The 26,768-nt window shown below is 36.8% G+C and carries 22 protein-coding genes and 1 pseudogene; 1 reads left to right on the top strand and 22 read right to left on the bottom strand.

Translation table 11 applies throughout. The features are described 5' to 3' along the window. From NPA36_RS04440 to NPA36_RS04340, 21 genes and pseudogenes are all read right to left on the bottom strand, one after another. Nucleotides 1–678: a triose-phosphate isomerase gene (locus NPA36_RS04440; RefSeq protein WP_256944902.1), complete on the bottom strand. Its 678-nt coding sequence runs from the start codon at nt 676–678 to the stop codon at nt 1–3. Nucleotide 679: 1 nt separating this feature from the next. Beyond that, entirely contained in the window at nt 680–1,519 is an 840-nt protein-coding gene (locus NPA36_RS04435; RefSeq protein ID WP_256944901.1) for a class II fructose-bisphosphate aldolase, read from the bottom strand. 4 nt (nt 1,520–1,523) lie between these two features. Then, entirely contained in the window at nt 1,524–1,808 is a 285-nt protein-coding gene (locus tag NPA36_RS04430) for a PTS sugar transporter subunit IIB (protein ID WP_256944900.1), read from the bottom strand. A gap of 29 nt (nt 1,809–1,837) precedes the next feature. Then, nucleotides 1,838–3,166, bottom strand: coding sequence for a PTS galactitol transporter subunit IIC (locus tag NPA36_RS04425; RefSeq protein ID WP_256944899.1), 1,329 nt, complete (start codon nt 3,164–3,166; stop codon nt 1,838–1,840). 11 nt (nt 3,167–3,177) lie between these two features. Continuing rightward, nucleotides 3,178–3,645, bottom strand: a complete 468-nt coding sequence (locus tag NPA36_RS04420; protein ID WP_256944898.1) for a PTS sugar transporter subunit IIA — start codon at nt 3,643–3,645, stop codon at nt 3,178–3,180. Continuing rightward, complete coding sequence (locus NPA36_RS10255) at nt 3,638–5,353, bottom strand: BglG family transcription antiterminator (RefSeq protein WP_407932781.1); 1,716 nt, start codon at nt 5,351–5,353, stop codon at nt 3,638–3,640. The genes NPA36_RS04420 and NPA36_RS10255 overlap by 8 nt, the downstream gene beginning before the upstream one ends. A 57-nt stretch (nt 5,354–5,410) precedes the next feature. After that, a pseudogene (locus NPA36_RS10250) lies at nt 5,411–5,608 on the bottom strand (HTH domain-containing protein); the annotation flags it as partial. A 133-nt stretch (nt 5,609–5,741) separates the two neighbouring features. Then, nucleotides 5,742–7,307, bottom strand: a complete 1,566-nt coding sequence (rny, locus tag NPA36_RS04405; RefSeq protein ID WP_256944897.1) for a ribonuclease Y — start codon at nt 7,305–7,307, stop codon at nt 5,742–5,744. 266 nt (nt 7,308–7,573) lie between these two features. Beyond that, complete coding sequence (locus tag NPA36_RS04400) at nt 7,574–8,539, bottom strand: DHH family phosphoesterase (protein ID WP_256944896.1); 966 nt, start codon at nt 8,537–8,539, stop codon at nt 7,574–7,576. Then, a complete protein-coding gene (locus NPA36_RS04395; protein ID WP_256944895.1) occupies nt 8,539–9,858 on the bottom strand; it encodes a DRTGG domain-containing protein in 1,320 nt (439 codons plus the stop codon). The genes NPA36_RS04400 and NPA36_RS04395 overlap by 1 nt, the downstream gene beginning before the upstream one ends. A 110-nt stretch (nt 9,859–9,968) precedes the next feature. Continuing rightward, nucleotides 9,969–10,787, bottom strand: coding sequence for a ZIP family metal transporter (locus NPA36_RS04390; protein ID WP_256944894.1), 819 nt, complete (start codon nt 10,785–10,787; stop codon nt 9,969–9,971). Nucleotides 10,788–10,962: 175 nt separating this feature from the next. Continuing rightward, complete coding sequence (gene adhE, locus NPA36_RS04385; RefSeq protein WP_256944893.1) at nt 10,963–13,599, bottom strand: bifunctional acetaldehyde-CoA/alcohol dehydrogenase; 2,637 nt, start codon at nt 13,597–13,599, stop codon at nt 10,963–10,965. Between the two features lie 328 nt (nt 13,600–13,927). Further along, on the bottom strand, nt 13,928–14,203 hold the full coding sequence (locus NPA36_RS04380) for a post-transcriptional regulator (protein ID WP_256944892.1): 276 nt from the start codon (nt 14,201–14,203) through the stop codon (nt 13,928–13,930). Nucleotides 14,204–14,230: 27 nt separating this feature from the next. Further along, on the bottom strand, nt 14,231–14,578 hold the full coding sequence (gene yajC, locus NPA36_RS04375; RefSeq protein WP_256944891.1) for a preprotein translocase subunit YajC: 348 nt from the start codon (nt 14,576–14,578) through the stop codon (nt 14,231–14,233). Nucleotides 14,579–14,721: 143 nt separating this feature from the next. Then, nucleotides 14,722–15,867 carry a tRNA guanosine(34) transglycosylase Tgt gene (tgt, locus tag NPA36_RS04370; protein ID WP_256944890.1) on the bottom strand — a complete coding sequence of 382 codons (1,146 nt, stop codon included), beginning with the start codon at nt 15,865–15,867 and terminating at the stop codon, nt 14,722–14,724. Nucleotides 15,868–15,963: 96 nt separating this feature from the next. Beyond that, nucleotides 15,964–16,812, bottom strand: coding sequence for a hypothetical protein (locus NPA36_RS04365; protein WP_256944889.1), 849 nt, complete (start codon nt 16,810–16,812; stop codon nt 15,964–15,966). Nucleotides 16,813–16,814: 2 nt separating this feature from the next. Beyond that, complete coding sequence (gene floA, locus NPA36_RS04360) at nt 16,815–17,810, bottom strand: flotillin-like protein FloA (RefSeq protein ID WP_256944888.1); 996 nt, start codon at nt 17,808–17,810, stop codon at nt 16,815–16,817. A gap of 26 nt (nt 17,811–17,836) precedes the next feature. Then, a complete protein-coding gene (locus tag NPA36_RS04355) occupies nt 17,837–18,433 on the bottom strand; it encodes an NfeD family protein (protein WP_256944887.1) in 597 nt (198 codons plus the stop codon). A 545-nt stretch (nt 18,434–18,978) separates the two neighbouring features. After that, complete coding sequence (gene clpB / locus NPA36_RS04350; RefSeq protein ID WP_256944886.1) at nt 18,979–21,588, bottom strand: ATP-dependent chaperone ClpB; 2,610 nt, start codon at nt 21,586–21,588, stop codon at nt 18,979–18,981. A 595-nt stretch (nt 21,589–22,183) separates the two neighbouring features. Further along, a complete protein-coding gene (locus NPA36_RS04345) occupies nt 22,184–22,519 on the bottom strand; it encodes a metal-sulfur cluster assembly factor (protein WP_256944885.1) in 336 nt (111 codons plus the stop codon). 15 nt (nt 22,520–22,534) lie between these two features. After that, nucleotides 22,535–23,305 (bottom strand): prolyl oligopeptidase family serine peptidase, encoded by a 771-nt coding sequence (locus NPA36_RS04340; RefSeq protein ID WP_256944884.1) that lies wholly within the window; start codon nt 23,303–23,305, stop codon nt 22,535–22,537. A 120-nt stretch (nt 23,306–23,425) separates the two neighbouring features. Between NPA36_RS04340 and NPA36_RS04335 the strand changes: the two genes are divergently transcribed. Then, nucleotides 23,426–24,268 carry a Cof-type HAD-IIB family hydrolase gene (locus tag NPA36_RS04335; protein WP_256944883.1) on the top strand — a complete coding sequence of 281 codons (843 nt, stop codon included), beginning with the start codon at nt 23,426–23,428 and terminating at the stop codon, nt 24,266–24,268. A 444-nt stretch (nt 24,269–24,712) separates the two neighbouring features. Here the strand turns inward: NPA36_RS04335 and NPA36_RS04330 are convergent, their stop codons facing one another. Continuing rightward, nucleotides 24,713–26,335: a glycoside hydrolase family 13 protein gene (locus NPA36_RS04330; RefSeq protein ID WP_256944882.1), complete on the bottom strand. Its 1,623-nt coding sequence runs from the start codon at nt 26,333–26,335 to the stop codon at nt 24,713–24,715. Between the last annotated feature and the right edge of the window lie 433 nt (nt 26,336–26,768).

Here is a 26,768-nt window from a genome sequence, read left to right as displayed (position 1 = left end):
TTAATTCATCTCCTTCGCTGCGCTCTCAACTGCTTTAACCATTTCAACCAACATCTCTGCTGGATTATCGGCTTTAACAATCCCACTCGTACAACCGGTACCATCAGCACCAAGTCGAATAACACGATATACATCATCTGGTGTCATAATCCCTGCGGCTTGCATAATCCGTGTTGAGGGACTGATATCTTTAATCACTTGATTGGTTTCAAGAATATAAGACTCATCACTAGTTTGTCCTGTACCAATTAATTGGGTTGGCTCACATAATATAATATCTGGTTTAAGTTCAGCAATAGCTTTACCTTCTTCAATTGAACTAGCACAAACAATTGTCTTCATGCCAATTGTTTTAGCAAAATTTATTGCAGTGACTAACTCTGCCAAACTTATTGGTTTCTCGGCATGGTTCAAAAATGTAGCTCTAGCTCCAGCTTGATAGACTGATTCGGGTAAAACCGCTCCCATCCCCCTACCTTTTTCAATAGCATCTATATGTTGAGCGGTAATAACAACATGGGATGATACTTCTTTCATCTTAGATAAATCAGCATAAGGACCTGTTACAAAAATCTCCACTGACGATTGGCTGGCAATAGTGTCTGCCACTTTTACTAAATCATAAAGAGCTTGTCCTGTCAGATATGATTTTGGATTAAACACAAAGAATTTTTTCATCTCATACCTCCAACGATTTTGTTCTAAATACTTGATAGTATCTTTCTAATTCACCTTCTATTCCACTTTGAATGGTACGATTCAAGGAAACATAATCTACTATAGAAGGATCTTCTTTCATATGATAGCCCGCTTGAATTAAATCTGTGAAAAGGTTTATCTTACTTATGCCCTCTAATGCGCATCTAGAAAGATTTTCTTCTCCAGAAGATGAACCACCGTGTAATACTAATGGAATAGATAAAGCATTACGAATTTCTCTCAATCGGTCAAAATTTATTTTAGGTATTCCAGAATATAGACCGTGAGCCGTCCCAATAGAGATTGCTAAGGAATCTACATCTGTATCTTTAACAAATTGAACGGCCTGATTCGTTGTGGTATAAATTGATTCTGCTACCTCGTGGTTTTCAAGATTAGCATTTGCTCCAACAAAGCCAATCTCTGCTTCAACTGCAACGCCTAATGGCTTAGCTAAGTCAATTATTTCTCTAGTCTTGTTAACATTGTCGTTATAAGAGTCTAAAGAAGCATCAATCATAACTGAATTAAACCCTAATTCAATAGCTCGATAAATAAATTCTTTATCTTGACCATGATCTAAATGAAGTACAACTGGTGTATGTGCAGATTTTTGGATGTATTTTCCAATTAAAGCTGCCTCTTCTAAAGGCAAAATATCTGAATGAGACTGAGCATAAGCTAGTATCAAAGGTAGTTGAAGTTTCTCACTAATTCTTTTATAAGCACGAGCAGTAGTCAAATCTATAAAATTAGTTGCCGGTACAGCAAAATGATTAATTCTCGCTTGACGTAACACATCATTCATAGAAGCTTTCATGTTTTTATTCCCCTAATTGACTCTTCAATTCAGCCCACAAATCATCCAATCCCATACCAGTCAACAAAGGAAGCCCTTTAATAACTTTATCCTTAATTTTATCTGGCACAACAGTTGTTGTAATCACAACATCGTAGTCATCTATACGATTAACTTCTTCAGCAACTTTCGATTGGAAAACTTGTACCCTATCTTGATAACCATTTTCTTTCAACCATTCTTTCACTTTTCCCGCAACAACTGTTGAAGTTGCAATTCCTGACCCACACATGATTAATAACTTTTTCATTTGACTTCCTCCTGATATATTGATTTATTCTACTTTTTATTTGGTAAAATTTTATTTACATAAAACAACCCTGCAAGACTAACAAGCAAAATAAGAGAGATGATTATCCACGGCATGGTATTAGCGCCAAAAACAAATAATAGTGTTGGCCATAACCCACCTTCAACCATAGCCGTAATACTAGTATTTCCTGCCAAATCAAAATTTGCTGATTGTGCTGCTCTAGTTACAAGTGGTGCAACCCATGACGTAATATATAGAATTGATGCCATATAAATAGTTCCACCAACGACAGTACGGACAATGTTCCCTCTAAATACTGCAGCCATTAAACAAACTGCGAAAGGAATTGTTGCAAGGTCTCCAAATGGTAACGTTTGATTACCAGGTAAAACTACTGCTAATAAAATAGTGATTGGTACCAATATTAATGAGCTGGATAAGACTGCAGGATGTCCAACTGATAAGGCAGAATCCATACCAATGTTAACTTCTCTTCCAGGAAATCGTTTTTGTACAAATTGATTAGCCGCTTCAGAAATTGGTGTTAAACCTTCCATAAGTAATGCAACCATACGAGGCATAATGACCATAACTGCAGAAGTTTTTATCCCTAATTGTAAAATTTGTCCTAAATCATAACCCGCTAGAATCCCCATTCCAATACCGATGATTAGTCCCATAAATGTACTTTCTCCGAATATACCAAACCGATCTTGAATTTTTTCTGGATCAGCTTCAATTTTATTAAAACCTGGGATTCGATCAAAGATCCAATTTAAGGGAATAGCAATTAAGAAACCCGGAGCAGATGTTCCATGTGGAAACGTAATATTTGGAAACCCATAAAACTTTTTAATAGCTGGTGCGATAATATCCGCTAACAAATATATCATTACTAGGTAAGCAACAGTTGCATAAATACCTAGGGCAAAATTTCCAGTCGTTGCAAAGACTAAGGATGCCACAAAGGCAGCATGCCAGAAGTTCCACATATCGACCATCAAAGTTTTAGTCCAACCTAAGAATAATAGCAAGATATTTACTCCAATACCAATTGGAATCGCCAAACTACCTAATAAAGTTCCATAAGAAATAGCAGCAGCTGCTGGCCAACCTACATCGATAGTCGTTAAATTCAATCCGAATCGTTTAACCATTTCTTGAGCTGCAGGGCCAAGGCTACTTCCCAATAGGTCTATGATTAAGTTTAAACCAACAAACCCTATTCCAACTGTAATCCCTGAAATAAAAGCTTTCTTGGGCTTAGTTCCAAGTAACATTCCAAATAAAAAAATCAGAATAGGTAAAACAACAATGGCACCTAAATCAATAAATTTTTGAAAAATCTCTAACATGTTCTCTCCTCCTAATAAATTCCATTACTTTTTAACATTGCGATGATACTTTGAATATGTTGAGGGGTATTTGTCAAATTGTTTATACTTTCCATAACTGTTTTATCTTGTAATAAGGACATCAATTGCTGTAAAACTTCTAACTGAGCATGTGGTTGATTAATCGCCAGCATAAAAATGGTATTAACTGGAACATGAATTTGTTCATTGGCCATCTGATTAAAAATGACTGGTTCTTTTAAAGTCATCACAGCAATTTGATTTTTTAAAACATGCTCAGCATCCGTATGAGGAATAGCAACACCATAACCATCGAACTGCAATCCTGTTGGAAATACTTTTTCTCTTTCTACAATAGCTTTAACAAACGTTTCTTTTCCGACTCCTTTCTCAATCATTTTTCTGCCTAAATATTCCAATGCTTCTTGAGCAGTCCCAATATTATTAACAGCAATTTCAATTATTTCTTGATCAAACATTCCGACTCACCTCTACTAAGACTCTATTTCTTACTTCATTTGCACTACTGCATTTCCAGAGTTCATTGATCACTTCTTTGTGTTCAATACTTTTATACAGAGCAATTAACACATCCTTGAAAATGGCTACATCCTTTTCAGCTAATGCAATCAAAACAACCATTTTAACTAAATTTGTCCCCCATTGAATAGGTTTGTTTAATGTCATAATGACTAGCTCAGATTTTTTTACAAAACTAGGGTCACAATGTGGTAAGGCGACTCCAGTATACAAACTAGTACTCCCCATTTCTTCACGAGAAAGGATTGATTTAGAGAACTCTTTAGAACTAGCATTTTCTCGGCTAGAAAACGCAATAATTTTTTTCATTGCTGCATTGTAATCCTTACAATCAATATGAACATGGATATTCTCCTGTACTAAATCTTTTAACAAAGTTGGGTAATAACCAACTGAATCTTTTTTTTGTAAAATTTGCCTACTTCCCATCGTCAATTCATGGTAATAACTTTGTATTTCCTGAATATCATTTTGAGTCATTAAAGGATTGACCATGATGACTTTGCTAACTTGGTTTCCTATGTTGACTGAAGAAATAATCAAGTCAATATTTTCGGTATTTTTTTCTTTTAATTCACTTAAGGTCACTTGAACTAGATTATCTACATAAGAAATCAGACTCTTTAACCTTGTCATAATTAATTCTGAAGTTGCAATACCTGTGGGACAGACAACAAGAATATTCAGTGGTTTACGAATTTTTTCTAAAGCTAGCTGAAAATGAATTACGAGAAACGCTATCTCATCATTAGTGAATTTAATATCATAGTCATTTTCAAACTCTCTAACAGAAAACCAAATAATATTAAACAAAGTACCATATTGTGTCTTTACTTCCTCTAACACTGGATTTTGAACAATAGTTTGCTGTCTTAACCGAAGAATCATGGGACCGATATGATTAACCAACATAATTTTTAGATGTTCATCTTTTGTAAAATCAAAATCCATTATTATCCCAACTTTTTTGATTAAACCATCAGTGAGTTGATTAACCTCATGATTTGAAATACTGGTGTTAATATCAAAACCTGATGCTAATAATATATATGCTAACGACTCTATTTCCTGACTGAGTAATTCAGAAATTGCAATATTAGTTACTCTACTTAACAATTCTCCTGAAAAAAAATACACACTCATATAACTTAAATTACGAATAATATCAGCATCTTCAATTTGAGTGTATTGCTTAAGTTGTATTCTTCTAGAATGTATCAAAGTCGATATCAATAAAGGTTGATAATAGTGGTTTGGAAAAACATGATGATACTTTTCTGAAATATCTTTAAGAGCATTTTCCACATTATCAATATCGGACTTATCAAAAAATAGGCTAATATTTTCAGTCTGTTCACTCAATCTTTCTTTGTAGATGTCTAAAAGATAATTTCTTAAAAATAAGCGAATCTGATTTTCAGTACCGATTACATCGACTTTACCATTCATTATTCTTAAGTCTATTTTGTAAGGAAACAATAATGTCTTGAGGTGTTCAATATCTCTTCTGACGGAAACTTCTGTAACAAATACTTCTTCAGAAAATTGAAAAATATCTATTTCATATTTTTTTAAGAAAAGCTCGTTAACTAATCTATCTAGTCGGTCAATCGGTGAGTACTTTTCTATTTTAATTTCATAAAACATTTTTTGAACTAAGTGCTTCTTTGCTTCTGAATCAATTTTTAAGTGAATTCCCTTTCTAGGAATTTTTACAATCTCTAATTGATAATCCTTAAGTTTCTGATTTAACCTGTCAACATCACTTAAGATGGTCTTAGTAGATACTCCAAGTTCCTTACTTAATTCTTTCCCTGAAACAAAATCTGACTGATCTATTAAAAATAACAACAATGATTTCTGTCGTTTCTTCACGTTGCACCTCCGTAAACGCTTTACATTTTGATTATATTATTTTTTCAATGATATGAAAAACCAAGTTATTTCTTCATTAATATGGAACATTTGAAAAAAACGACTAAGCAGCCACAGCCACTTAGTCGTTTCTTTACTTTACTCTCTTGGATAAAGAGGTTTATTTTGCGTATTCAATTGCTCGCGTTTCGCGAATAACCGTAACTTTGATGTGTCCCGGATATTGAAGCTCTTCTTCAATTTTTTTACGTATGTCACGTGCAACAATGATTGCTTGTGAATCATCGATGCGATCTGGTTTAACCATAACACGTATTTCTCGACCTGCTTGTATTGCAAAACTACGCTCAACACCTTCGTATTCTGTTGCAATGGATTCCAATCTTTCTAAACGACGAATGTAGTTTTCTAAAGATTCACTTCTTGCTCCTGGTCTAGCTGCTGATAAAGCATCTGCTGCAGCTACTAATACCGAAATAACAGAAGTCGGCTCAACATCACCGTGATGAGAAGCAATCGCATTGATAACAGTACGATTTTCTTTGTATTTTTGTGCAATTTCCGCTCCGATTTCTACATGGGAACCTTCAATTTCATGATCTAACGCTTTTCCTAAGTCATGTAACAATCCAGCTCGTTTGGCAAGGTTAACATCTTCCCCTAGTTCTCCCGCCATAACTCCAGCCAATTTCGCTACTTCAATACTATGATTTAGCACATTCTGACCATAACTTGTTCTAAAGTATAGTCTACCTAAAATCTTAATTAAATCTGGATGTAAGGAATGAATGCCTACTTCAAAAGTAGCCTGTTCTCCAATTTCACGAATTCTTTCATCCATCTCTTTACGTGATTTTTCAACCATCTCTTCAATTCGAGCTGGATGAATTCTACCATCAGAAATTAGTTTTTCTAAAGTCATCTTGGCGATTTCACGACGGATTGGATCAAACCCACTAAGTACCACTGCTTCTGGCGTATCATCGATGATTAAATCAATACCTGTTAGAGTTTCCAAAGTACGAATATTACGTCCCTCACGACCGATAATCCGGCCTTTCATATCATCATTAGGCAAAGTAACAACAGTAACCGTTGTCTCTGAAACCAAGTCTGCTGCAGAACGTTGAATAGCTTGAAGAATAATATTCTTAGCATTGCGATCCGCTTCGTCCTTAGCTTTCTGGTCAGATTCTTTGATTAAAACAGCAACCTCATGGCTCAACTGTTCTTCTGTTTCTTTCATGATAATTTTTTGCGCATCCTCACGACTAATGGTAGAAATTCTTTCAAGTTCTTTTTGTTGTTGAACAAGTAATTCTTCAGCTTTTTCTTCTTTTACTTTGACTTGTTCAATACGATCTTGTAATTTATCTTCCTTCGTTTCAATAGAACGTTCTCTCTTCTCAAGACTTTCATCTTTACGGTCCAAGTTTTGTTCTCTTTGAATGATGCGTTTTTCTTGAACGCTTACTTCATTTCGTCTTTCTTTTAACTCATTTTCAACTTCAGTACGATATTTGTGATTTTCATCTTTAGCCTCTAGTAATACTTCCTTTTTTAAGCGATCTGCTTCTTTTCGAGCATCTTCTAAGATTGCCGAAGCAGAAATTCGAGCATTTTCTAGACCTTTTTCATGCTTTAACTTAAAGTACACATATCCGATTACGACACCTAAAATTAAAGTTAATACCGCGAGGCCTCCAAACAATAGTTCTGGTTTCATGAGTCACCTCCGTATCTATTTAATTTTTGTCTACATATTTTACATAATTTATTTGTGTTAGTCATTTAAGAGTTATCACATCCTCTATTTTATCCTTATATAAGCTTTATGTCAACACAGCATAAAATTTGATAAAGCAGTTCACAAGTTATGGCAAATGGATTTTTATAGATTGAAAACTTTCTAAAATGCAATAAAAAAACTTAACCCTTACCTGAAACCGAGGCTAGGGGTTAAGTTTTTTAATAATAACAATGTATGAACATTTATTTGGATGTATTTTCCACTAATTCTTCAAACTCTTGTAAGATTTCTTGGATTTCTTCTAAGGAATAGGCATTTGCTCCGGCAGCTAATGGGTGTCCACCACCACCATGTCTTTTGGCCACTTGGTTGATAATCGGCCCCTTCGAACGCAGTCTACAGCGGTAATAACCAGATGCTTGCTCTACAAAAATCCCCCAGCACACAACCGCTTCAAACGTTCCTGGAATTGACACCAACATGGATGTTTGAATATCCGAAACACCGAATTGCTTAAGAATTTCTTGAGTCAAAACAATTGAAGCCACTCCAGAGACGGAAATCTTTACCTCTTGATACATATAACCCGCTAGTCGATTAACGGCTATTGGTCTAGTAATCATATAGTTCGAAATATCAGAATGGTCAAAGGTATATTCAACTAATTTGGAAGCAATCATAAAGGTTTTTGAAGTTGTTGAAGGATATAAAAATCGTCCAGTATCTCCAACAATTCCCGCATACAAAACTTGGGCAGCTGCATCCGTCATGGGCAAGTCTTCCCCAAGTAGAATGCTCATCTCGGCAATAATTTCACTAGCACTGGATGCTGTAGTATCTACGTAAGAGATATCCCCATAAGGTTCATCATCAGGATGGTGATCAATCTTAATCCATGGATGGTTATCCTTGATAGGAAAAGGTGTATCAATTCTAGGTCTGTTAGCTGTATCTGTGATGACTAGTAGCGATTCTTGAAACTCTTCTAGACTAATTTCATCCATCTCAGCAATATAGTGAAAATCTGGAAAAGATTTACCAGCCAATTTAATACTTTTTTCTGGATATCTGTTCTTTAATAGCTCCCCAAGTCCAGCTTGTGATCCGATAGCGTCAGGATCTGGATTTTGGTGGCGCAGAATTAAAATCTTATCATAGTCTTCAATTTTGTTGAGGATGGCATGAAATTGTTTGGTTTTATTTTCCATTAGTTTTTCTCCATTAATTGATTGGTCACAATAGCTTTAGCAACTATTGTATTTTCCAGCAAGACTTCAATGTCTAACTTAGCATACTTTCGTCCTATATCTAGCGTCTTAATTTGAATCTCAATCTCACTATCAATCTGAATCATTTTCAAATAATGCAAGCTCAGCTGTTCTATAACGGCATTTTTCTTTTGAACATCCAAGAGATAATCCCTAGTCACTGCTGAAATCACCTCGCACAAGACTCCAAAAGATATGGTGCCTAAGCTATTGGTCATCTGTGGAGTCACTGTGAAGCGGTAATGTTCAGGAGAATCGCTGCTCAAACTTGGTAGTGATAAATTATCAACCACCTCATCTTCAATGGTGTTCCCTACTTGAGGTTGGCGTTGGGCTAATTGCATAGCCTTCATAACATCCTGCCTTGAGACCATACCCAGCAATTCCAAGTTATCTTTCACAACCGGTATCATCTCCAACCCATTCCAAATCATCAAATGTGCCACACTGGCAACGCTGGTATGAGGTTTGGTAATGGTTGGGTGTTTTGTAATAACCCTTTCTAATGACATGCTGTCGCTTTTTCCAATCACATCTTTGGCTGTAACAATTCCGACCAGTCGTCCCACTTGGTTAACAACTGGAAAACGAGAATGCCCACACGATTCATTTAGCTGCCGATAATCATAAACTGTGCCATCACTGGTCAAATAATAAGTATCTGCTAACTCAGTATAAATGTCAGAGACCAACATAATTTTCTTTTTAATCAACTGGTCTGTCATTGCTCGGTTAATCATGGTGGCAACGGTAAAGGTATCGTAACTAGTCCCGAGTACAGGAATTTTTAGGCTATCTGCCAAATGAATTAGTTCTTCACTAGCTTCAAAACCACCAGTAATTAATACCGCCGCTCCATTTTCCAAGGCTAGTTTTTGAGCGCCTTCACGGTTACCAATAATCATCAATGATTCTGGTTGAATGTAACGTAACATAGCTTCTTCCGTCATAGCTCCGATGACAAAGCGGTTGAGAACCTTGTCTAATCCGTCTTGTCCACCTAATACTTCACCTTCGATAATTTTAGCAACCTCACCAAAAGTTAAGATTTCGAAATTATCTTTGGATTTCCTTTCAATACGAATAGTGCCAACTCTTTCAATAGTTGACACTAATCCGCTGACTTCAGCTTCTTTGATAGCACGATAGGCTGTGCCTTCACTCATATTTAAATTTTTAGCAATAGAACGAACAGAAATTTTTTCTCCAACTGGTAATGATTCAATATAATCGATAATTTGATCGTGTTTGGTTGCCATAAAATCCCTCTAATCTGTACTATTTTGATGATACTACAAAATATATCTGTATAAGTAGCATACCTTATTAGAATTGGTATTACAAGGATTTACTGTACTATCTTAACTAATTAACCAAGTGATACATCTAAAATCATCATAATGACAAAGCCAACCATTAATCCAAGTGTCGCCACATCTGTATTGCCATTTGTCTGGGATTCTGGAATTAACTCTTCAACAACTACGAAAATCATGGCACCTGCTGCAAAAGCTAAAGCATAGGGCAAGATGGACGTTACTGTCATAACTGCCACAGCACCAATAACCGCCCCAACTGGTTCAACAATGGCACTCATTGACCCATAGTAGAATGCTTTCCAACGCGACTGTCCGTCAGTTCTAATTGGGATAGATAGGGCGGCTCCTTCAGGAATATTTTGCAAACCAATCCCAATTGCCAAACCGATTGCTCCAATTAAACTTGAACCTGGTAAATGATTAGCCAAGGCTCCAAAAGCAACCCCCACCGCTAGTCCTTCTGGTATATTATGAATGGTAATAGCCAGAAACAATAAGGTTGTTTTTGATAATTTATGTTTAGTTTCTACCCCTTCTTTATTGGAAATGTCACTACTTAAATGTAAATGTGGAACTAAAGCATCGATTCCTCTTAAGAAGAAGCCACCTACTAGGAAACCGATAGATACTGGAATCCAACTAGAGGACCCATAGGTAGGCTCAGCATACTCTAAGGCTGGCGCTAGTAATGACCAGAAAGAAGCAGCAATCATAACACCAGCAGCAAACCCCATCATAATATCTAATAATTTCCGACTAACTGTCTTGAAAAAGAAAACCACGGATGACCCTAAAATTGTACATCCCCAAGTAAATAATCCAGCTATAAAAGCTTGTAAGACAACTGGTTGTTGACTAAACCATTCCATCAAATCCCTCCAATATAATATTATATGTTTATAAAAGCTCTCACTCTTAAAAAGTGTAGCAATTTTGAATTACCACCCATGATTATACCATGTTCAGCAGAAGATACAAAAAGATGCGTATATCTTTGACGATATACTACGCATCTTTTCATGTTTTAATTTTCCTAAATTAGGATTATTTTAATCTTCCTGGACGTTCTTCATATCCATAGTAAGCATCTTCAAGAATTTCTACCATGTGGTCAACCATTGGTAAGCGTGGGTTAGCTGGAGAACATTGGTCTTCATAAGCTAACAAAGCAATCTCACGTTTGTGTTCATTCCATGCTTTTTCATCCACACCTTGTGCTTTGAAGTTCATTTCGATACCAACTTTTACCCCTAGGTCATAAACAGCCTTGGCAAATGATGCTACTCCTTCTTCTGGTGTTGAAGCAGGTAAGCCTAATGTACGAGCGATATCTTGGTATCTTTCATCGGCTCTATAGTAGTTATATTTTGGCCATGTAGCAGTCTTACCAGGACGAGTACCATTGTAACGGATTACGTACGGTAATAAGATAGCATTGGTACGTCCGTGAACAGTATGGAAGAATCCACCAATCTTATGCGCCATTGAGTGGGACATACCTAAGAATGCGTTAGCGAAAGCCATACCTGCCATTGTAGAAGCATTATGCATTTTTTCGCGAGAAGTGAAGTCAGCATTCTTAACACTGTTTTCTAAGTTTTCAAAAACTAATTTAATAGCTTGTAGGGCTAATCCATCTGTATAATCGTTTGCCAATGTAGATACATAAGCTTCAACAGAGTGAGTTAGTACGTCCATACCAGTGTCAGCCGTTACGTGAGCAGGTACTGTCATAACAAAAGCAGGATCAATAATCGCAATTGTTGGTGTTAATGAGTAGTCTGCTAGTGGGTACTTACGGTTATTGGCTTTATCAGAAATTACGGCAAATGGAGTAACTTCAGAACCAGTTCCTGATGTTGTTGGAATACCAACGTATTTAGCCTTTTCACCTAATTCTGGGAATTTGAAGGCACGTTTACGGATATCCATGAATTTTTGAACTAGGTCACGGAAATCAATTTCTGGTTGTTCATAGAACATCCACATTACTTTAGCAGCATCCATTACAGAACCACCACCAAGAGCAATAATGGTATCTGGAGCAAAAGTTTTCATCATTTCAGCTCCACGGTTTACGGTTGTGATATCTGGATCAGGTTCTACGTCAGAGAATACTTGGTAGACAACATCATTTTTACGTAAAGATAGTTGATCAATTACTCTTTGTAAGAATCCAAATTTAACCATAGCGTCATCGGTAACAATCATTACACGTTCAACATCTTTCATTACTTGTAGATATTGAATTGAGTCACGTTCGAAATAGATTTTTGAAGGAACTTTAAACCATTGCATATTATTTCTACGTCTCCCCACTTTTTTGATATTTAATAGATTGACCGCACTTACGTTATCACCTACAGAGTTACGTCCGTAAGATCCACATCCAAGAGTTAATGATGGTAAGAATGAGTTATAAACGTCCCCAATCCCACCAAATGTTGAAGGTGCATTCCAGATAACACGGATAGCACGAACAATTCTTCCGAATTCTTTTGCTAAATCGGCATCTTCAGTATGAATCGCTGCTGAGTGACCTAAACCATTGAATTCAACCATTAAACGAGCTTTTTCTAACCCATCTTCAGTAGAATCTGCTTTCAATACAGCAATCACTGGAGATAATTTTTCACGAGTTAGAGGTTCGTTGATGCCTACTTCTTTACATTCAGCTGCAAGAATATTAGTATCTTCTGGTACTGAGAACCCAGCTTGTTCAGCAATCCAAGTTGCTGGCTTACCAACAATATTTGCATTTAATTTTGCGCCTGAGCAATCTTTGCCATTAGCTTTTACACCAAAACAGAATTCTTCTAACAAAGCTTTTTCTTTTTTGTTAACAAAATAGGTGTGGTAAGATTTTAATTCTTTCACGAAGTCATCATAAATTTCTTTATCAATAATAACCGCTTGTTCAGAAGCACAAACCATACCATTATCAAATGATTTACTCATTACGATATCATGAGCTGCTTGACGGATGTTTGCTGATTTTTCAACGTAAGCTGGTACATTACCTGCTCCAACTCCTAGTGCTGGTTTTCCACATGAGTAAGCAGCCTTAACCATTGCATTACCACCAGTTGCTAAGATAGTTGCAATTCCATCGTTATTCATTAAAGCATTTGTTGCTTCTAATGATGGTGTTTCAATCCATTGAATACAGTTTTCAGGAGCGCCTGCTGCAACTGCTGCATCTCTAACGACACGAGCTGCATGTGCTGAGCTTTCTTGTGCTGAAGGGTGGAAAGCGAAAATAATTGGGTTTCTAGTTTTTAGAGAAATCAAAGATTTGAAAATAGCTGTTGACGTTGGGTTGGTTGTTGGTGTAACCCCACAGATAACCCCAACTGGTTCAGCAATCAATGTTAGCCCCGTAACATCATCATCTTCAATGACACCAACTGTCTTTAAATTTCTCATATTGTTCACTACATGCTCACAAGCAAACAAGTTTTTTGTGGCTTTATCTTCAAAGACTCCACGACCTGTTTCCTCTACTGCATGCATAGCTAGAACGCCATGTTGATCCAAAGCTGCGACTGATGCTTTTGCCACGATATAGTCCACTTGTTCTTGGTTTAGTTGACGAAATTCTTCAAGAGCCACAAGCCCTTTTTGAACCAATTCGTCTACTGTTTCAACGACCGTTTTTTCTGCTACTGCTTTCTCTACCATTTGAATCCTCCTAGGTATTGTTATTTATCTCACATATGTATAATACACCTTCTCACAAGAAATGTAAATAGCTTTTTTGAACTTTTTTCACTATGAAAACATTTTCATTTGCATTTTTTTATTTTTTTTATTAATTTGCACAAAAATTTATCACTAGTAGCAACCTTTGAATCTCCCCCCTCTATCAGAAATAACGATGTAAAGCATAGCTGACGCACTGTGACTGTTTTGGCTAGTCGATTTACAGTCACGTAGGCAGCACCTCAGAGACTCACATTCTCTAAACACAACAACAAAAAAAAGCCAAACATTTCTGTTTGGCTTAACTTTAAAACAATTCACTGAAATCAATCTCATTTAAAGAAGTCACATTACGTACTTGCGCCTCAATCGATTGATAATCAAAATAATCATTTGGTGATATGGCATTAATTTGGTATAGCTGTTCAAGATATTTTTTGGGTTTATGCCTTTTCCAAAGAAAGTTATAGACATATTGTTCTAAGTCAGAACTGGATACTGTTTCATAACCTGCTTCAAAAAATTCAATCACTTTAAAAGCTAACCACGGTCTTAAAAAATCATGACTTTCTTGAGTACTCATACCCTACCCCTACCTTAATGATGTAAATTAGTTAGCTGAATCTGATTCTTTTTCTTCAACATCAACTGACATATCTTCCAATGGTTGATCTTCAGTTGGTGATAAATCACTAGCTACTGGTGGTACTACATGGTGAATCGAACGACGCTCAAAGGTTAAGAAAATGCCTTCGCAGTCCAAAACGATAGTATTATTGCTAGCAATAATCTCATCAACAATACCGTGTAAGCCTCCAACAGTTACTACGTGGTCTCCCGGTTTTAAAGTATTCAATAAGTCTTGCGCTTCTCTATTTCTTGCTTTTTGTTTTCTCACAACGAAAAAGTATACTAACCCCATTGCGATATACAAGATAATAACTATTTGCCAATTCATATGAATGAATCTCCTTTCTATCAAAGTCTACTGCGCCAAAGTTTAGGCAGTATATTTTTACTCTGTGATAAATAACCACATAAAGTACATCCTTAACTGTATCAAATCTAAGACTTAAATGCTATAGATTTGACCAAAAGTCCTTAGAAATTCTTAGGGTTTGCAACATTTAGTCCATACTCTTCAAAGAAGGCTTGTCTAAATTCAAGTAAGTTATCATTTCTAATGGCTTCTCTCACTTGCTTCATCAAATTGATTAAGAAATATAAGTTGTGATAACTCGTTAATCTTAAACCAAATGTTTCGTCAGCCTTGAATAGATGTCTGATATATGCTCTTGTATAGTTTTTACAAGTGTAGCAATCACAATTCTCATCTAATGGTCTAAAATCACGTTCATACTTGGCATTTTTAACCACTAAACGTCCTTTACTAGTCATACAGGTTCCATTACGGGCAATACGAGTTGGTAAAACACAGTCAAACATATCAATACCACGTATGACACCATCGATTAATGCATCTGGAGAACCAACCCCCATTAAATATCTTGGTTTGTTGCTTGGAATCAATGGCGTAAGATAATCTAAGACTTGGTTCATTTCTTGCTTAGTTTCGCCAACAGACAAACCACCAATTGAATATCCAGGAAAATCCATAGACACCATATCTTTGGCATGCTGTTTGCGTAGGTCTTCATATCCAGCCCCTTGTAAAATGCCAAATAGGCCTTGTGTTTCAGGAGATTTATGAGCCTCCAACCCTCTTTGAGCCCATCTCGTTGTCCGGTTGATAGATTTTTTAACATAGTCATAGGATTGATGGAAATCAGGACACTCATCAAAACTCATAATGATGTCAGCACCTAACTTGTTTTGGACATCGATGGCTATTTCTGGTGAAAGGAACATTTTTGAGCCATTCAAGTGATTTCTAAAATGAACTCCTTCTTCTTCAATTCGTCTCATGTCACTAAGAGAGAACACTTGGAAGCCGCCTGAATCAGTCAAGATTCCCTTATCCCAATTCATGAATTTGTGTAATTTTCCAGCTTCTTCAACTAGGTCAGCTCCAGGTCGTAGCCACAAATGGTAGGTATTGCTGAGGATAATATCAGCTCCCATTTCTTTTAACTCTTCGGGTGCCATGGATTTTACTGTTGCTAGTGTTCCAACTGGCATAAACATTGGTGTTTCGAATGTTCCATGTGGCGTTGTAATCTTGCCTAAACGAGCACCAGTATGTTTTTCTGTCTTGATTAATTCATAAGTTACTGCTGGTTGAGCCATTTAATCTCTCCTTGTATATTTTCTAAACTATAAAGTAAAAGAAAAGGTCTTGCCATGGTGCACAAGACCTTTTCATAAATTCTATGCCTAAATAGTTTATCTCATACTCTTAGGTTTGTCCAATATTTCTTTCCAAATAATGGATTGCTTTAGAGGCAAGACAGTTTTATTTCCAATTGGAACCAAGCTTTTGTGTTTAGACAGATTATTTCGAATAACTTTTTCAGGAAATGTCTCTTCTTCTACTAGGGAATCATTTTGAATGTATCTAATGTCCCTCAAGAAGTTTTCCAAACTTTTTATCAGCTTTTCAGGTAGCGTTGGATTTTTTATTTTAAAGCGTTCAAGCTTTTGGACATAAGTTAGTACATCATTTCTATCCATATGATAAATCTGACTAGAATTGAGCAACTTAAATTCTTTGACGAAATCAATATCAATAATAGATATATTTAATTTATTCTCATCATAGTTTTTAAAAACCTTTTGGATTTGCGCCAGGCAATCTTGCATTAACTGTAGTTTATCTTCTGTTTTTTGGCTAGATTGCATTTTTTGCGGTTGCTTATTACTAGTTTTTAAAGATGCATTAGACATAGCTTGTTTGCTAGCTTTACTTGGTCTAACAGAATTGACTTGTCTACCAAAATTTTGGCTAACTTGAGACTTTTGATGATGCGTGCTATTCCTTTGAGAGTTTAAAAAGTTTTGTTTAGTTTGGCTATTTTTTTGACCCGTTAAAAAGTTTTGCGTACGTCCAGTTCTCGTTGTGTCTTCAGTTTTTTTAGAAAGTTCTTTGCTGGCGTCTTCGAACTTTTTTTTGTATTCAGTCAGAACTTGACTGGTTGTTTTTTTGGACTTGCTCCCGTTCAAACTATTTTTGAATACTTGGCTAATAATAGCACTTAAGCCATAAACGATTATCAAAGCGATAAAACCGTACATGATTAATCACGTTCTTCTGGAGTTGATTGTCCAATAGCGTTTCTCATATTGGTATCAGATTGAATATTTTTCAACTGATAGTAATCCATAACCCCCAACTTTCCTGAACGAAGTGCTTCTGCCATCGCTAACGGGATTTGCGATTCTGCTTCTACTACTTTCGCTCTCATCCGTTGTACTTCAGCTAACATTTCTTGTTCTTGAGCAACCGCTAAAGAGCGACGTTCTTCTGCTTTGGCCTGTGCAATTTTTTTGTCTGCTTCAGCTTGTTCAGCTTGAAGTTTTGCCCCAATATTTCTACCCACATCCACATCCGCGATATCAATAGATAGGATTTCAAAAGCTGTTCCTGAATCTAGTCCTTTTTTCAAAATCGTTTGAGAAATGGAATCTGGATTTTCTAAGACAGATTTGTGCTGCATAGCTGAACCAACCGTTGTTACAATCCCTTCACCAACACGGGCAATAATCGTTTCTTCACCGGCTCCTCCGACAAGGCGTTCAATGTTAGCACGAACGGTTACTTTGGCCTTTGCTTGAACCTCAATACCATCCATTGCCACACCAGCGATAATTGGTGTTTCAATCACTTTAGGGTTAACTGATACTTGAACAGCTTCGAACACGTTTCTACCTGCCAAATCAATAGCCGCTGCTTGCTCAAATTCTAAATCAATATTAGCACGTTGCGCGGCAATTAAAGCATCAATAACCATATTAATATCTCCACCCGCCAGATAGTGGGCTTCCAGTTCATTGATATCGATAGTTAGTCCAGCCTTAGTTGCTTTAATCAAGGGTTGAACAATTTTTTGTGGTGCAACTCGGCGAAGTCTCATCCCAATTAAGGTGCCTACCCCAACTTTAACGCCTGAGAAGTAAGCTGTAATCCATAAACCAATTGGCACAAAACGGAAAAATAATAATAATAATATTAAAACAATAAAAACAACAGCCAAAATACCAATATAACTTGAAATTGGATTTGTGTTATACATTTTCTTTCCCCCTGTCCTATAATATTTTAGTACTCTCTAACAACAATTTTACTACCCTCTACTTTGGTAACGATGATAGCTTTTCCAGCCGGAATAACATCTCCTGTAGATACAGCATCATATTCTGACTGATCAATCATGATCCTACCAACTGGACGTAAGATAGTTTTCGCTTGTCCAATCTTTCCTTGCAAGAATGAATAATTTGGTACTGAAGAATACCCTCTTGATTCATTCAAAGCATTTTCTAAGACCAGTCTTTCTCCTAGCCTCACTCGATAGCCTTTCCGAATTAACACTATTACCAATGTTATCACCAACAATGTTGAGATAGTAATATCCGTTAACGCATCCAACCAATCTCCATTCGATAAGAAAATTCCCCAGAATAAGAAAAGCCCTCCTACTACTCCCATAACTCCAAATCCTGGAATAATAATCTCAAAAGCGATCATAATCATACCAGCAAAAAGAATTAGAGCAGAGATCCAAGATGGTTTGGGTTGCAAGAGAAAATAACTTAGAAAACTTACTACAGAAATGCTGCCCCCTATATAGTAGTTATTAGAAAATAGTACAATAACTACCCCTATAAAGCCCAAACTGAGTAATAAGAAATCCATTTGTTTGCCTCCTTTCCTCAAAATTTTCAAATCTATTCTTGAAAGCTCACTAATTGACAAAGTATCCACTTAAAGGAGTTATTGCACAACTAGCTTGTATTCATCATACCATAAAACGCTTTAATACTAATAATCAAACACACAGTAGAAATCATAAAAAGATACTTCTCTATCAAAATGTTGATTTACAAAGCTTTTTTCTTTGCCACAAACAATACAAGTATCGTTTGCTAAGACTCATACACAAAATCTCGAAGTGGCTGGGCTCAACTCACTAACTAGTGCAAGTGTGGTATTAAGACAGAAATAAAGCTTGTCCGGATTAGTTTCAGAAATAACGGTGTAAAGCATAGCTGACGCACAGTGGCTGTTTTGGCTTTAGCCAATTACAGCCACGTAGACAGCTAAGCCGTGAGACCAAGGCTCACGGCGGTGCCACCGTCATTATTTCTGAAACTAATCCGGACAAGCTTTATTTCTTGGAGGGCTACTTTGTATTTGTAATGACTTGAGCCCAGCTCAAACCTCTATCAATTTTCAACGATTTATTCTTCCAGTTCGGTAACTTCAAACTCTAATTGATCATCTATCAGTTTGGCAGTAACAAGGTTACCTGGCATAACGTCCCCTTTTATAACAAGTTTAGCTAAAGGTGTCTCAATCGAATGTTGAATGTATCTTGCAATAGGTCTAGCCCCATAAACAGGGTTATATGCATTTTTAGCAATCCAATCTTTGACACTATCCTCAACAACTAACTGAATATCCTGGTCAGCTAATCTTTCGCTTAGATGATTCGTCATCTTAGTAACAATTCCTTTGATATTTTCTCTAGAAAGTGGCGTAAAGAAGATTGTATCATCAATTCGATTTAGAAACTCCGGCTTAAAGGTTGATTTTAGTAAGTTTTCCACTTCATAGCGTGTTTCACTATCAATAACCCCATCTGCTTGTGTTTCTAGAAGGTATTGAGAGCCAATATTACTGGTCATGATTAGAACAGTATTTTTGAAGTCAACAACTCGACCCTTGGAATCAGTTAGTCGTCCATCATCTAAGACTTGTAATAAGATATTGAAGACATCCGGGTGAGCTTTTTCTATTTCGTCTAAAAGTACTATCGTGTAAGGACTTCTACGAACAGCTTCTGTTAGCTGCCCTCCTTCTTCATAACCAACATAGCCTGGAGGAGCTCCAACTAAACGAGACACGGAAAATTTCTCCATGTACTCACTCATATCAATACGAACCATATGATCTTCTGAATCAAATAAAACTTCTGCTAAAGCTTTTGCCAGCTCCGTTTTCCCTACTCCTGTTGGACCTAAGAATAGGAAGGATCCGATTGGTTGGTCAGGGTTTTGCAAACCGGCACGAGAACGCAACACAGCATCACTAACAGTTTCAACCGCTTCATCTTGTCCAATAACACGTTCATGTAAGGTATCTTCTAAATGAAGTAACTTTTCACGTTCGCCCTCGACTAATCGAGTTACAGGTATTCCGGTCAATCGTCCAACAACGCGTGCAATTTCTTCTGCTGTGACAGACTCTTGGACCAATTTTTCGGAACGATCTGATCTTTCCTTAGCTGCTTCCTCTAGGTCTTTCAATTCTTTTTCAAGCGTAGGAATACGACCATGTCTTAACTCTGCTGCTTTTTCTAGATTGTAATCAGACTCAGCTTCTTCCAATTGGTGTTTTGCTTGATCGATTTCTTCACGTTTATTTCTGATATGGTTAACTTCTTCTTTTTCGATTTCCCATTTCATGCGTAAGCTATTGGTTTCTTCACGTAATTCAGCCAATTCTTCCTGTAAAATGAGAAGACGTTTTTTAGAAGCATCATCTTTTTCCATTTTTAGAGCTGCTTCTTCTATTTCCAATTGCATGAGACGGCGGGTTGCGTGGTCTAGTTCAGTAGGCATAGAATTCATTTCTACACGAATGGTTGCACACGCTTCATCCACTAAATCGATTGCCTTGTCTGGTAAAAAGCGATCAGTAATATAGCGGTTGGATAAAGTGGCAGCTGCAACTAAAGCACTGTCTTGAATATTTACGCTATGATGAATTTCAAAGCGCTCTTTCAAGCCACGTAATATAGAGATAGTATCCTCCACACTAGGTTCCTTAACCATTACTTTTTGGAAACGGCGTTCAAGTGCCTTATCTTTTTCCATATTTTCACGGTACTCATCTAAAGTAGTTGCACCAATACAGTGCAATTCTCCACGCGCCAGCATTGGTTTTAGCAAGTTTCCTGCATCCATAGAACCTTCTGTTTTTCCAGCACCAACAATGGTATGAATTTCATCAATAAATAGAATGATTTGCCCTTCTGATTTAGTCACTTCTTTTAGTACAGCTTTCAACCGTTCTTCAAATTCACCACGGAACTTAGCCCCTGCGATAAGAGCACCCATATCTAAGGAAAAGATTGTCTTATCTTTTAAATTTTCCGGAACGTCACGTCTCACGATTCTTTGGGCTAATCCTTCTACGATAGCTGTCTTACCAACTCCTGGTTCTCCAATTAGGACAGGGTTATTTTTTGTCTTACGAGATAAGATTCGAATCACGTCACGAATTTCTTCGTCACGCCCGATTACTGGATCTTGCTTACCAGATTTTACTGCTTCATTTAAGTTTTGAGCATATTTACTTAATGCTTCATATTGTTCTTCTTGATTTTGTGAGGTCACTCTATCTCCTCCTCTTATTTTTAGTATTTTTTCTTGCAATTCTTTTTTGGTCAATCCAAGTCTTTCCAATTCTTTGGTCAATGGATTGTTTTTTAGGTTCATTAGAGCCAAGACAACTATTTCTGTTGATAGGAAATCATCATGAAATTCAGCTCGAATTTTTTCTGCTTCGTTAAACAAGCGGAATAGGTTTTGACTAAGTGATTGGCCATACAGAACATTTTCTCCGTTAACTACAGGGATACGATCTAGTTGATCATCAACATAGCCTTCTAATAAGTCAGTATCTACACCTAAATCGAGGTAGAGATTCCTTACAAAATGGTCAGGTTGTAAAAATACTTTCCATAGTTGTACAATGTCAATTTCTTGTTGTTTTCTTACCACACAAATTTGCTGTGCATCACCGAGTGCCTGTTGGAGAGTAGTGGTCATTTTTTCAATATTCATAAACATCCTCCTTACTGGTTTGCATTGGCATAGCCTTTTGGGCGACACCAAACGGCAATAGTTTTTTATTTTCTTTATAGTTACTATTATACACAATTGGTCAGTTAAGGTCAAACATTTTGTCTTGCATAATGACTACTCTTATCCAATTAATTCTTCACTAAAAAAGATATGCGAGTATCTCTAATTCACAGGGACCAGGCTCAAGTCCTCAACAGATACAGATTATACTCTAAGAAAGAAAGATTTTAGAGACCAGTTTCAGAAATAACAGTGTTTAGCATAGCTGCTGCACAGTCGTTGATGGGACTGGGCTCAAGTCCTAGCAGACTCCAAAAAATAAAGCTTGTCCAGATTGGTTTCAGAAATAACGGTGTTCGGCTTTAGCCGACTACAGCCACGTAGACAGCTAAGTCGTGAGACCAAGGCTCACCTTGTTTCACTAAGTAGCCACCGTATTTATTTCTGAAACCAATCTGGACAAGCTTTATTTGTGTCTTAAGCCCCGTTTTGTATATGTTAATAACTTGAAGCCAGCCTCGTATCAACGTATTTATTTAACCGATATATTTCTTTCAAGAAAGTTGTTTATGCATCATCGAATCCCCAACGCAATCCTAGCATAACGACTCATACGTTCAGGCCCCCAAGCTGGATACCATACTAATTTGACATCAACTTCCTTAACCCCTTCTACACTTTTCAGGGCTCGGTGAATCTCATCGGTAATGATATCTGCTAAGGGACAGCCCATTGTTGTCAAAGTCATATTCACTTGACACTTACCATTTTCATCCAGTTCAACACCATAGATTAATCCAAGATTCACAATATCAATTCCCAGTTCTGGGTCAATCACTGTTTCCAAAGCTTCTAAAAGTCGCTCCTGCATTTCATTGATTTCTTCAGTATTCTCTATTTTTTCGCCCATGTAGTCCTCGCTCTCTTATTTTAGTGTATCAAATTCTCTAGCAAAAAATTCAGCTAAAGCCTGTGTGATAGTAAATGGTACTTTATGACCATAACCAGATGTTTCCACCCACTCTACTTTCTTAGCAAATTCTTTTCCTTTAATATCTTGGTAAAATGCAAAATTCTGGTCATACGGTACCCAAATGTCATCCGTATCATGCCACAAAAGAAGTGGTCGTTGATTAATTAATTCTGGTCTTTCACGCAAAGATATTTGAGATAGCTGAGTGAATAGCTCAGTAGCCTCACTATCGCTTGGCTCTTCAACACTAAGTCCAGCTGACCAAGGAGAGTCCAGTGTCCACTTAGAAAAACCAACTGGATCAGGGTTTCCCATCAAACTGCACGCTGCTTTAATCCAATCAAATTGCGTCAATAAGGCATAAGTCGTTATGCCACCCATACTTAGTCCACTAACGCCTATCTTTTGGTCCAAAATAAGGTTTTTCTCTTGATAGTAGCTAATAATAGTTGGAAACTCCATAATATTTTGACCAACTACTTGCCAAAATTCTTGACCCAAAGTCCCTTGTTCACGCTTACGTTGCCCATGTAAAACAGCATCAGGTAATACAGCACGAATACCTTTCTTAGCTAATTCAACACCATACGCAACCGACTCATCCTTACTATTGGTCCAGCCATGATAAAATAGCACTAACGGGAGTGCTTGTTCTTTCAGTTTCGTATCTACAACTTCAACAACAGGGATTGGACCAATTAAAAATTCTTTCACTTCTATCATAAATAACACCCATTTCTTTCTAATTTTGAGGCTGTTTGTGTTAAAATCAGTCTATGTAAATATTGTAAAGTATCATAATAATGAAAACAAGTCATCAGAATAAGATTATGGAGGAAATGAATGAAGAAAAAGCTCATCGCTATTGATTTAGATGGAACGACTCTAAACGACCAGTCTATTTTAACAAACAAAACTATCAAAACACTACAAAATATTGAATCTTTAGGTCATCATATTGCCATTGTAACAGGACGACCATATCGTACATCAAAACACATATACGAACAATTACACATCTCTAATCCTTTAGTCAACTTCAACGGTGCTCTTTGCCATATCCCTGAGAACCCTTCTTGGCTTAATGCTTATCAAGTTCAATTAGATATGAACATTGCTATAGATATGTCAAAATACTTCTCTCGTTTAGATGCCAACTTGATGATTTTCGAAGGAAAAGATCACTATTATTCTACCAGTGAAAACTTGCCCATCTCTCCTTTCTTCCCTGATAAAACAGCCCCTATACTACTAGAGCAAAATACTGTCCCTCATACTTCGCCAATTGCTATCACACTCTTTTCTGGTATTGAAAAGCAAAGCCAGATGAAGGAACAACTACAAAAACGGTATGGAAATACTATAGAAGTTCGTACTTGGGGTGGCTCCTTACCTTGCTTGGAGGTGGTCTCAACGGGCGTTCAAAAAGCTATGGGTGTTGAGCAAGTGGCTAAAAGCTTCAATATCCAACAAGAAGATATCATGGCCTTTGGGGACGAAGAAAATGACCGAGAAATGATTGAGTACGCAGGACATGGTGTTGCTATGCAAAACGCTATTCCTTATATCAAATCCATTGCTGATGACGTAACCCCATTCACCAATGACCAAGATGGTTTGGCTCTTTACTTAGAAGATTATTTTCAAAATACCTTAAAAACATTAGATGAAAAAGAATTAACATAGGATACTCACACCAAAAAGTAGCTCAAAGGAGCTGTGCTAAAGTCTTTAACAACATAAAGCAGAGTCCAATGAATAAAGATGCTCCAGATTACTTTCAGAAATAACGGTGTTCAGCATAGCTGACGCACAGTGGGTATTTCGGCTTTAGCCGATTTACAGCCACGTAGGCAGCTAAGTCGTGAGACCAAGGCTCACGACGGTGCCACCGTCTTTATTTCTGAAAGTAATCTGGAGCATCTTTATTTATGTTCTAATACCCTACATGTACTAGCTAAGAACTTTTTGCACAGGTCCTTGGAGCTGCTTTTTTGGTTCCTTAGAATGAAAAATACATGGGAGCTATGCTAGCAGTTCCTACAACTATTAAAGAGTCTCTAAAACCAAATAAAAAACTGGATAAACATCCCCTTTACTTTCTAAGACCACTATTCAAACTATGTGCAATTAATTCGTTCTAACAACAAATGCCTGCCATGGTTTTAAGGTTACTTCTTTTAGACTAGAAAAGTCCGTTGGCATATTTTCAATAATGACTTCTAACATATCGTCATCAGATGAAAAGACTTGCTCTTGATTAGAAAAGTTGGTAACAATTAGCCACTTCTCCCCTTCATAAAAGCGATAATAGCTAAATATTTGGTCTGCGGTGCCCACCAACTCAAAGTCTCCCCACACCATGATTGGCTTGTCTTTACGGAGTTGAACCAGTTTTTGGTAGGTATAGAAGACAGAGTTAGGATCAGCCAGTGCTTGGTCAACGTTTATCTCTTTATAATTCTCATTCAGAGATAGCCATGGTGTCCCACTGGTAAAGCCCCCATTCTGACTGCCATTCCAAGCCATTGGACGACGAGCATTGTCTCTTCCTTTAACGTTAATAGAAGCAATAATTTCCTCTTTTGAGTAACCTTTTTCAACTCGCTCTTTATACATATTGATTGTTTCAATATCATTTGCCTCAGAAATATCAGAAATAGCTGTATTGGTCATACCAATTTCTTCACCCTGATAGATATAAGGTGTCCCTTTCATCATATGCAGTAATATAGCTAATAACTTGGCACTCTCTATACGGTATTTTCCGTCATTCCCCCATCGAGAAACAATTCTTGGTACATCATGATTGTTCCAGAACAATGAATTCCAACCTTCATTTCCTAATTCCGTTTGCCATTTAGATAAAGCTACTTTTAATTCGGCAATATCGATAGGCTTCAAGTCCCATTTTTCCTTACCTTCTTGTTGATCCAAACCAATATGTTCGAACTGAAAGACCATAGATAATTCATGACGTTCAGGATTTGAGTAGAGCTTAGCAATTTCTGGCGTTGCCCCCCATGTCTCCCCAACCGTCAACAAATCATACTTGCCAAAAGTTGCCTGGTTCATTTCTTGCAGATATTTGTGAAGCTCAGGGCCATTACCGGTGATACCTTCCATTGGAATTTTTCCGACCAAATCGATGACATCCATACGGAAACCACCAATTCCTTTATCAATCCAAAAATTCATCATATCATAGACAGCTTGACGCACCTCTGGGTTTTCCCAATTCAAATCTGGTTGTTTTTTACTGAATAAATGCAAGTAGTATTGACCACTGTCCTCATCGAATTCCCAGGCAGGACCAGAAAAGGTTGATGGGAGATTGTTTGGTAGCCTACCATCAATAGATGGGTCAGCCCATACATAATAGTCACGGTAAGAGTTGTCTTTCCCTTTCTTTGCCTCAATAAACCATTTATGCTCATCAGAGGTGTGGTTAACAACTAAGTCCATGACGATCTTAATATTGCGTTGATTGGCCTGGGCTAACAGTTCATCCATATCTTCCATAGTCCCGAACTCCGTCATGATAGCTTCATAATCGGAAATATCATACCCATTATCATCATTTGGTGATTGATAAACAGGTGATAACCAAATAGCCCCAATTCCCAGCTTTTCAAGATAATCTAATTCTTCAATAATTCCCCGTAAATCTCCAACTCCATCTCCGTTACTATCCTTAAAGCTTCTAGGATAGATTTGATAAACAACAACTTCTTGCCACCAATTTTTCAGCATTAAAACCTCTCACTTTTCTATAAAATTTTTTGGAAAATTCGATATCTTAATCTGAAAGCTAAATTTTTATAAAATCGTCATTCATTTAGAAAAATGGTTTTTCCATTGTTTATGATACTAAAAATGGTTTAGGATTAACAGATAAATGCTGAGGCAGGTTAAAAAATGTTAGATTATTTTTAAAAAGGAAGATAGAAAAAGGATTTCAAAAGTTAAATAAAGATAATTTCCAGATATGTAATCATAGGTCTTGCTTATCTGCAGGCATTCACTATTTTAGATATGAATTTTTCTAGTTACAAGACTGCACTACTAGTTTCGATAGCCATAACATCAACTTATAGAGCTGTTTAGGAACATCATTTTCTTAAAGATAATATTTTGAAAGCGCTAAAAATGCTTTAGAATTAAGAAATAATCATCCAATAAGAAT

The organism is Granulicatella seriolae (genome assembly GCF_024543085.1).
GTDB classification, from domain to species: Bacteria; Bacillota; Bacilli; order Lactobacillales; family Aerococcaceae; genus Granulicatella; species Granulicatella seriolae.
This window is presented reverse-complemented; position numbering and strand designations above follow the sequence as displayed.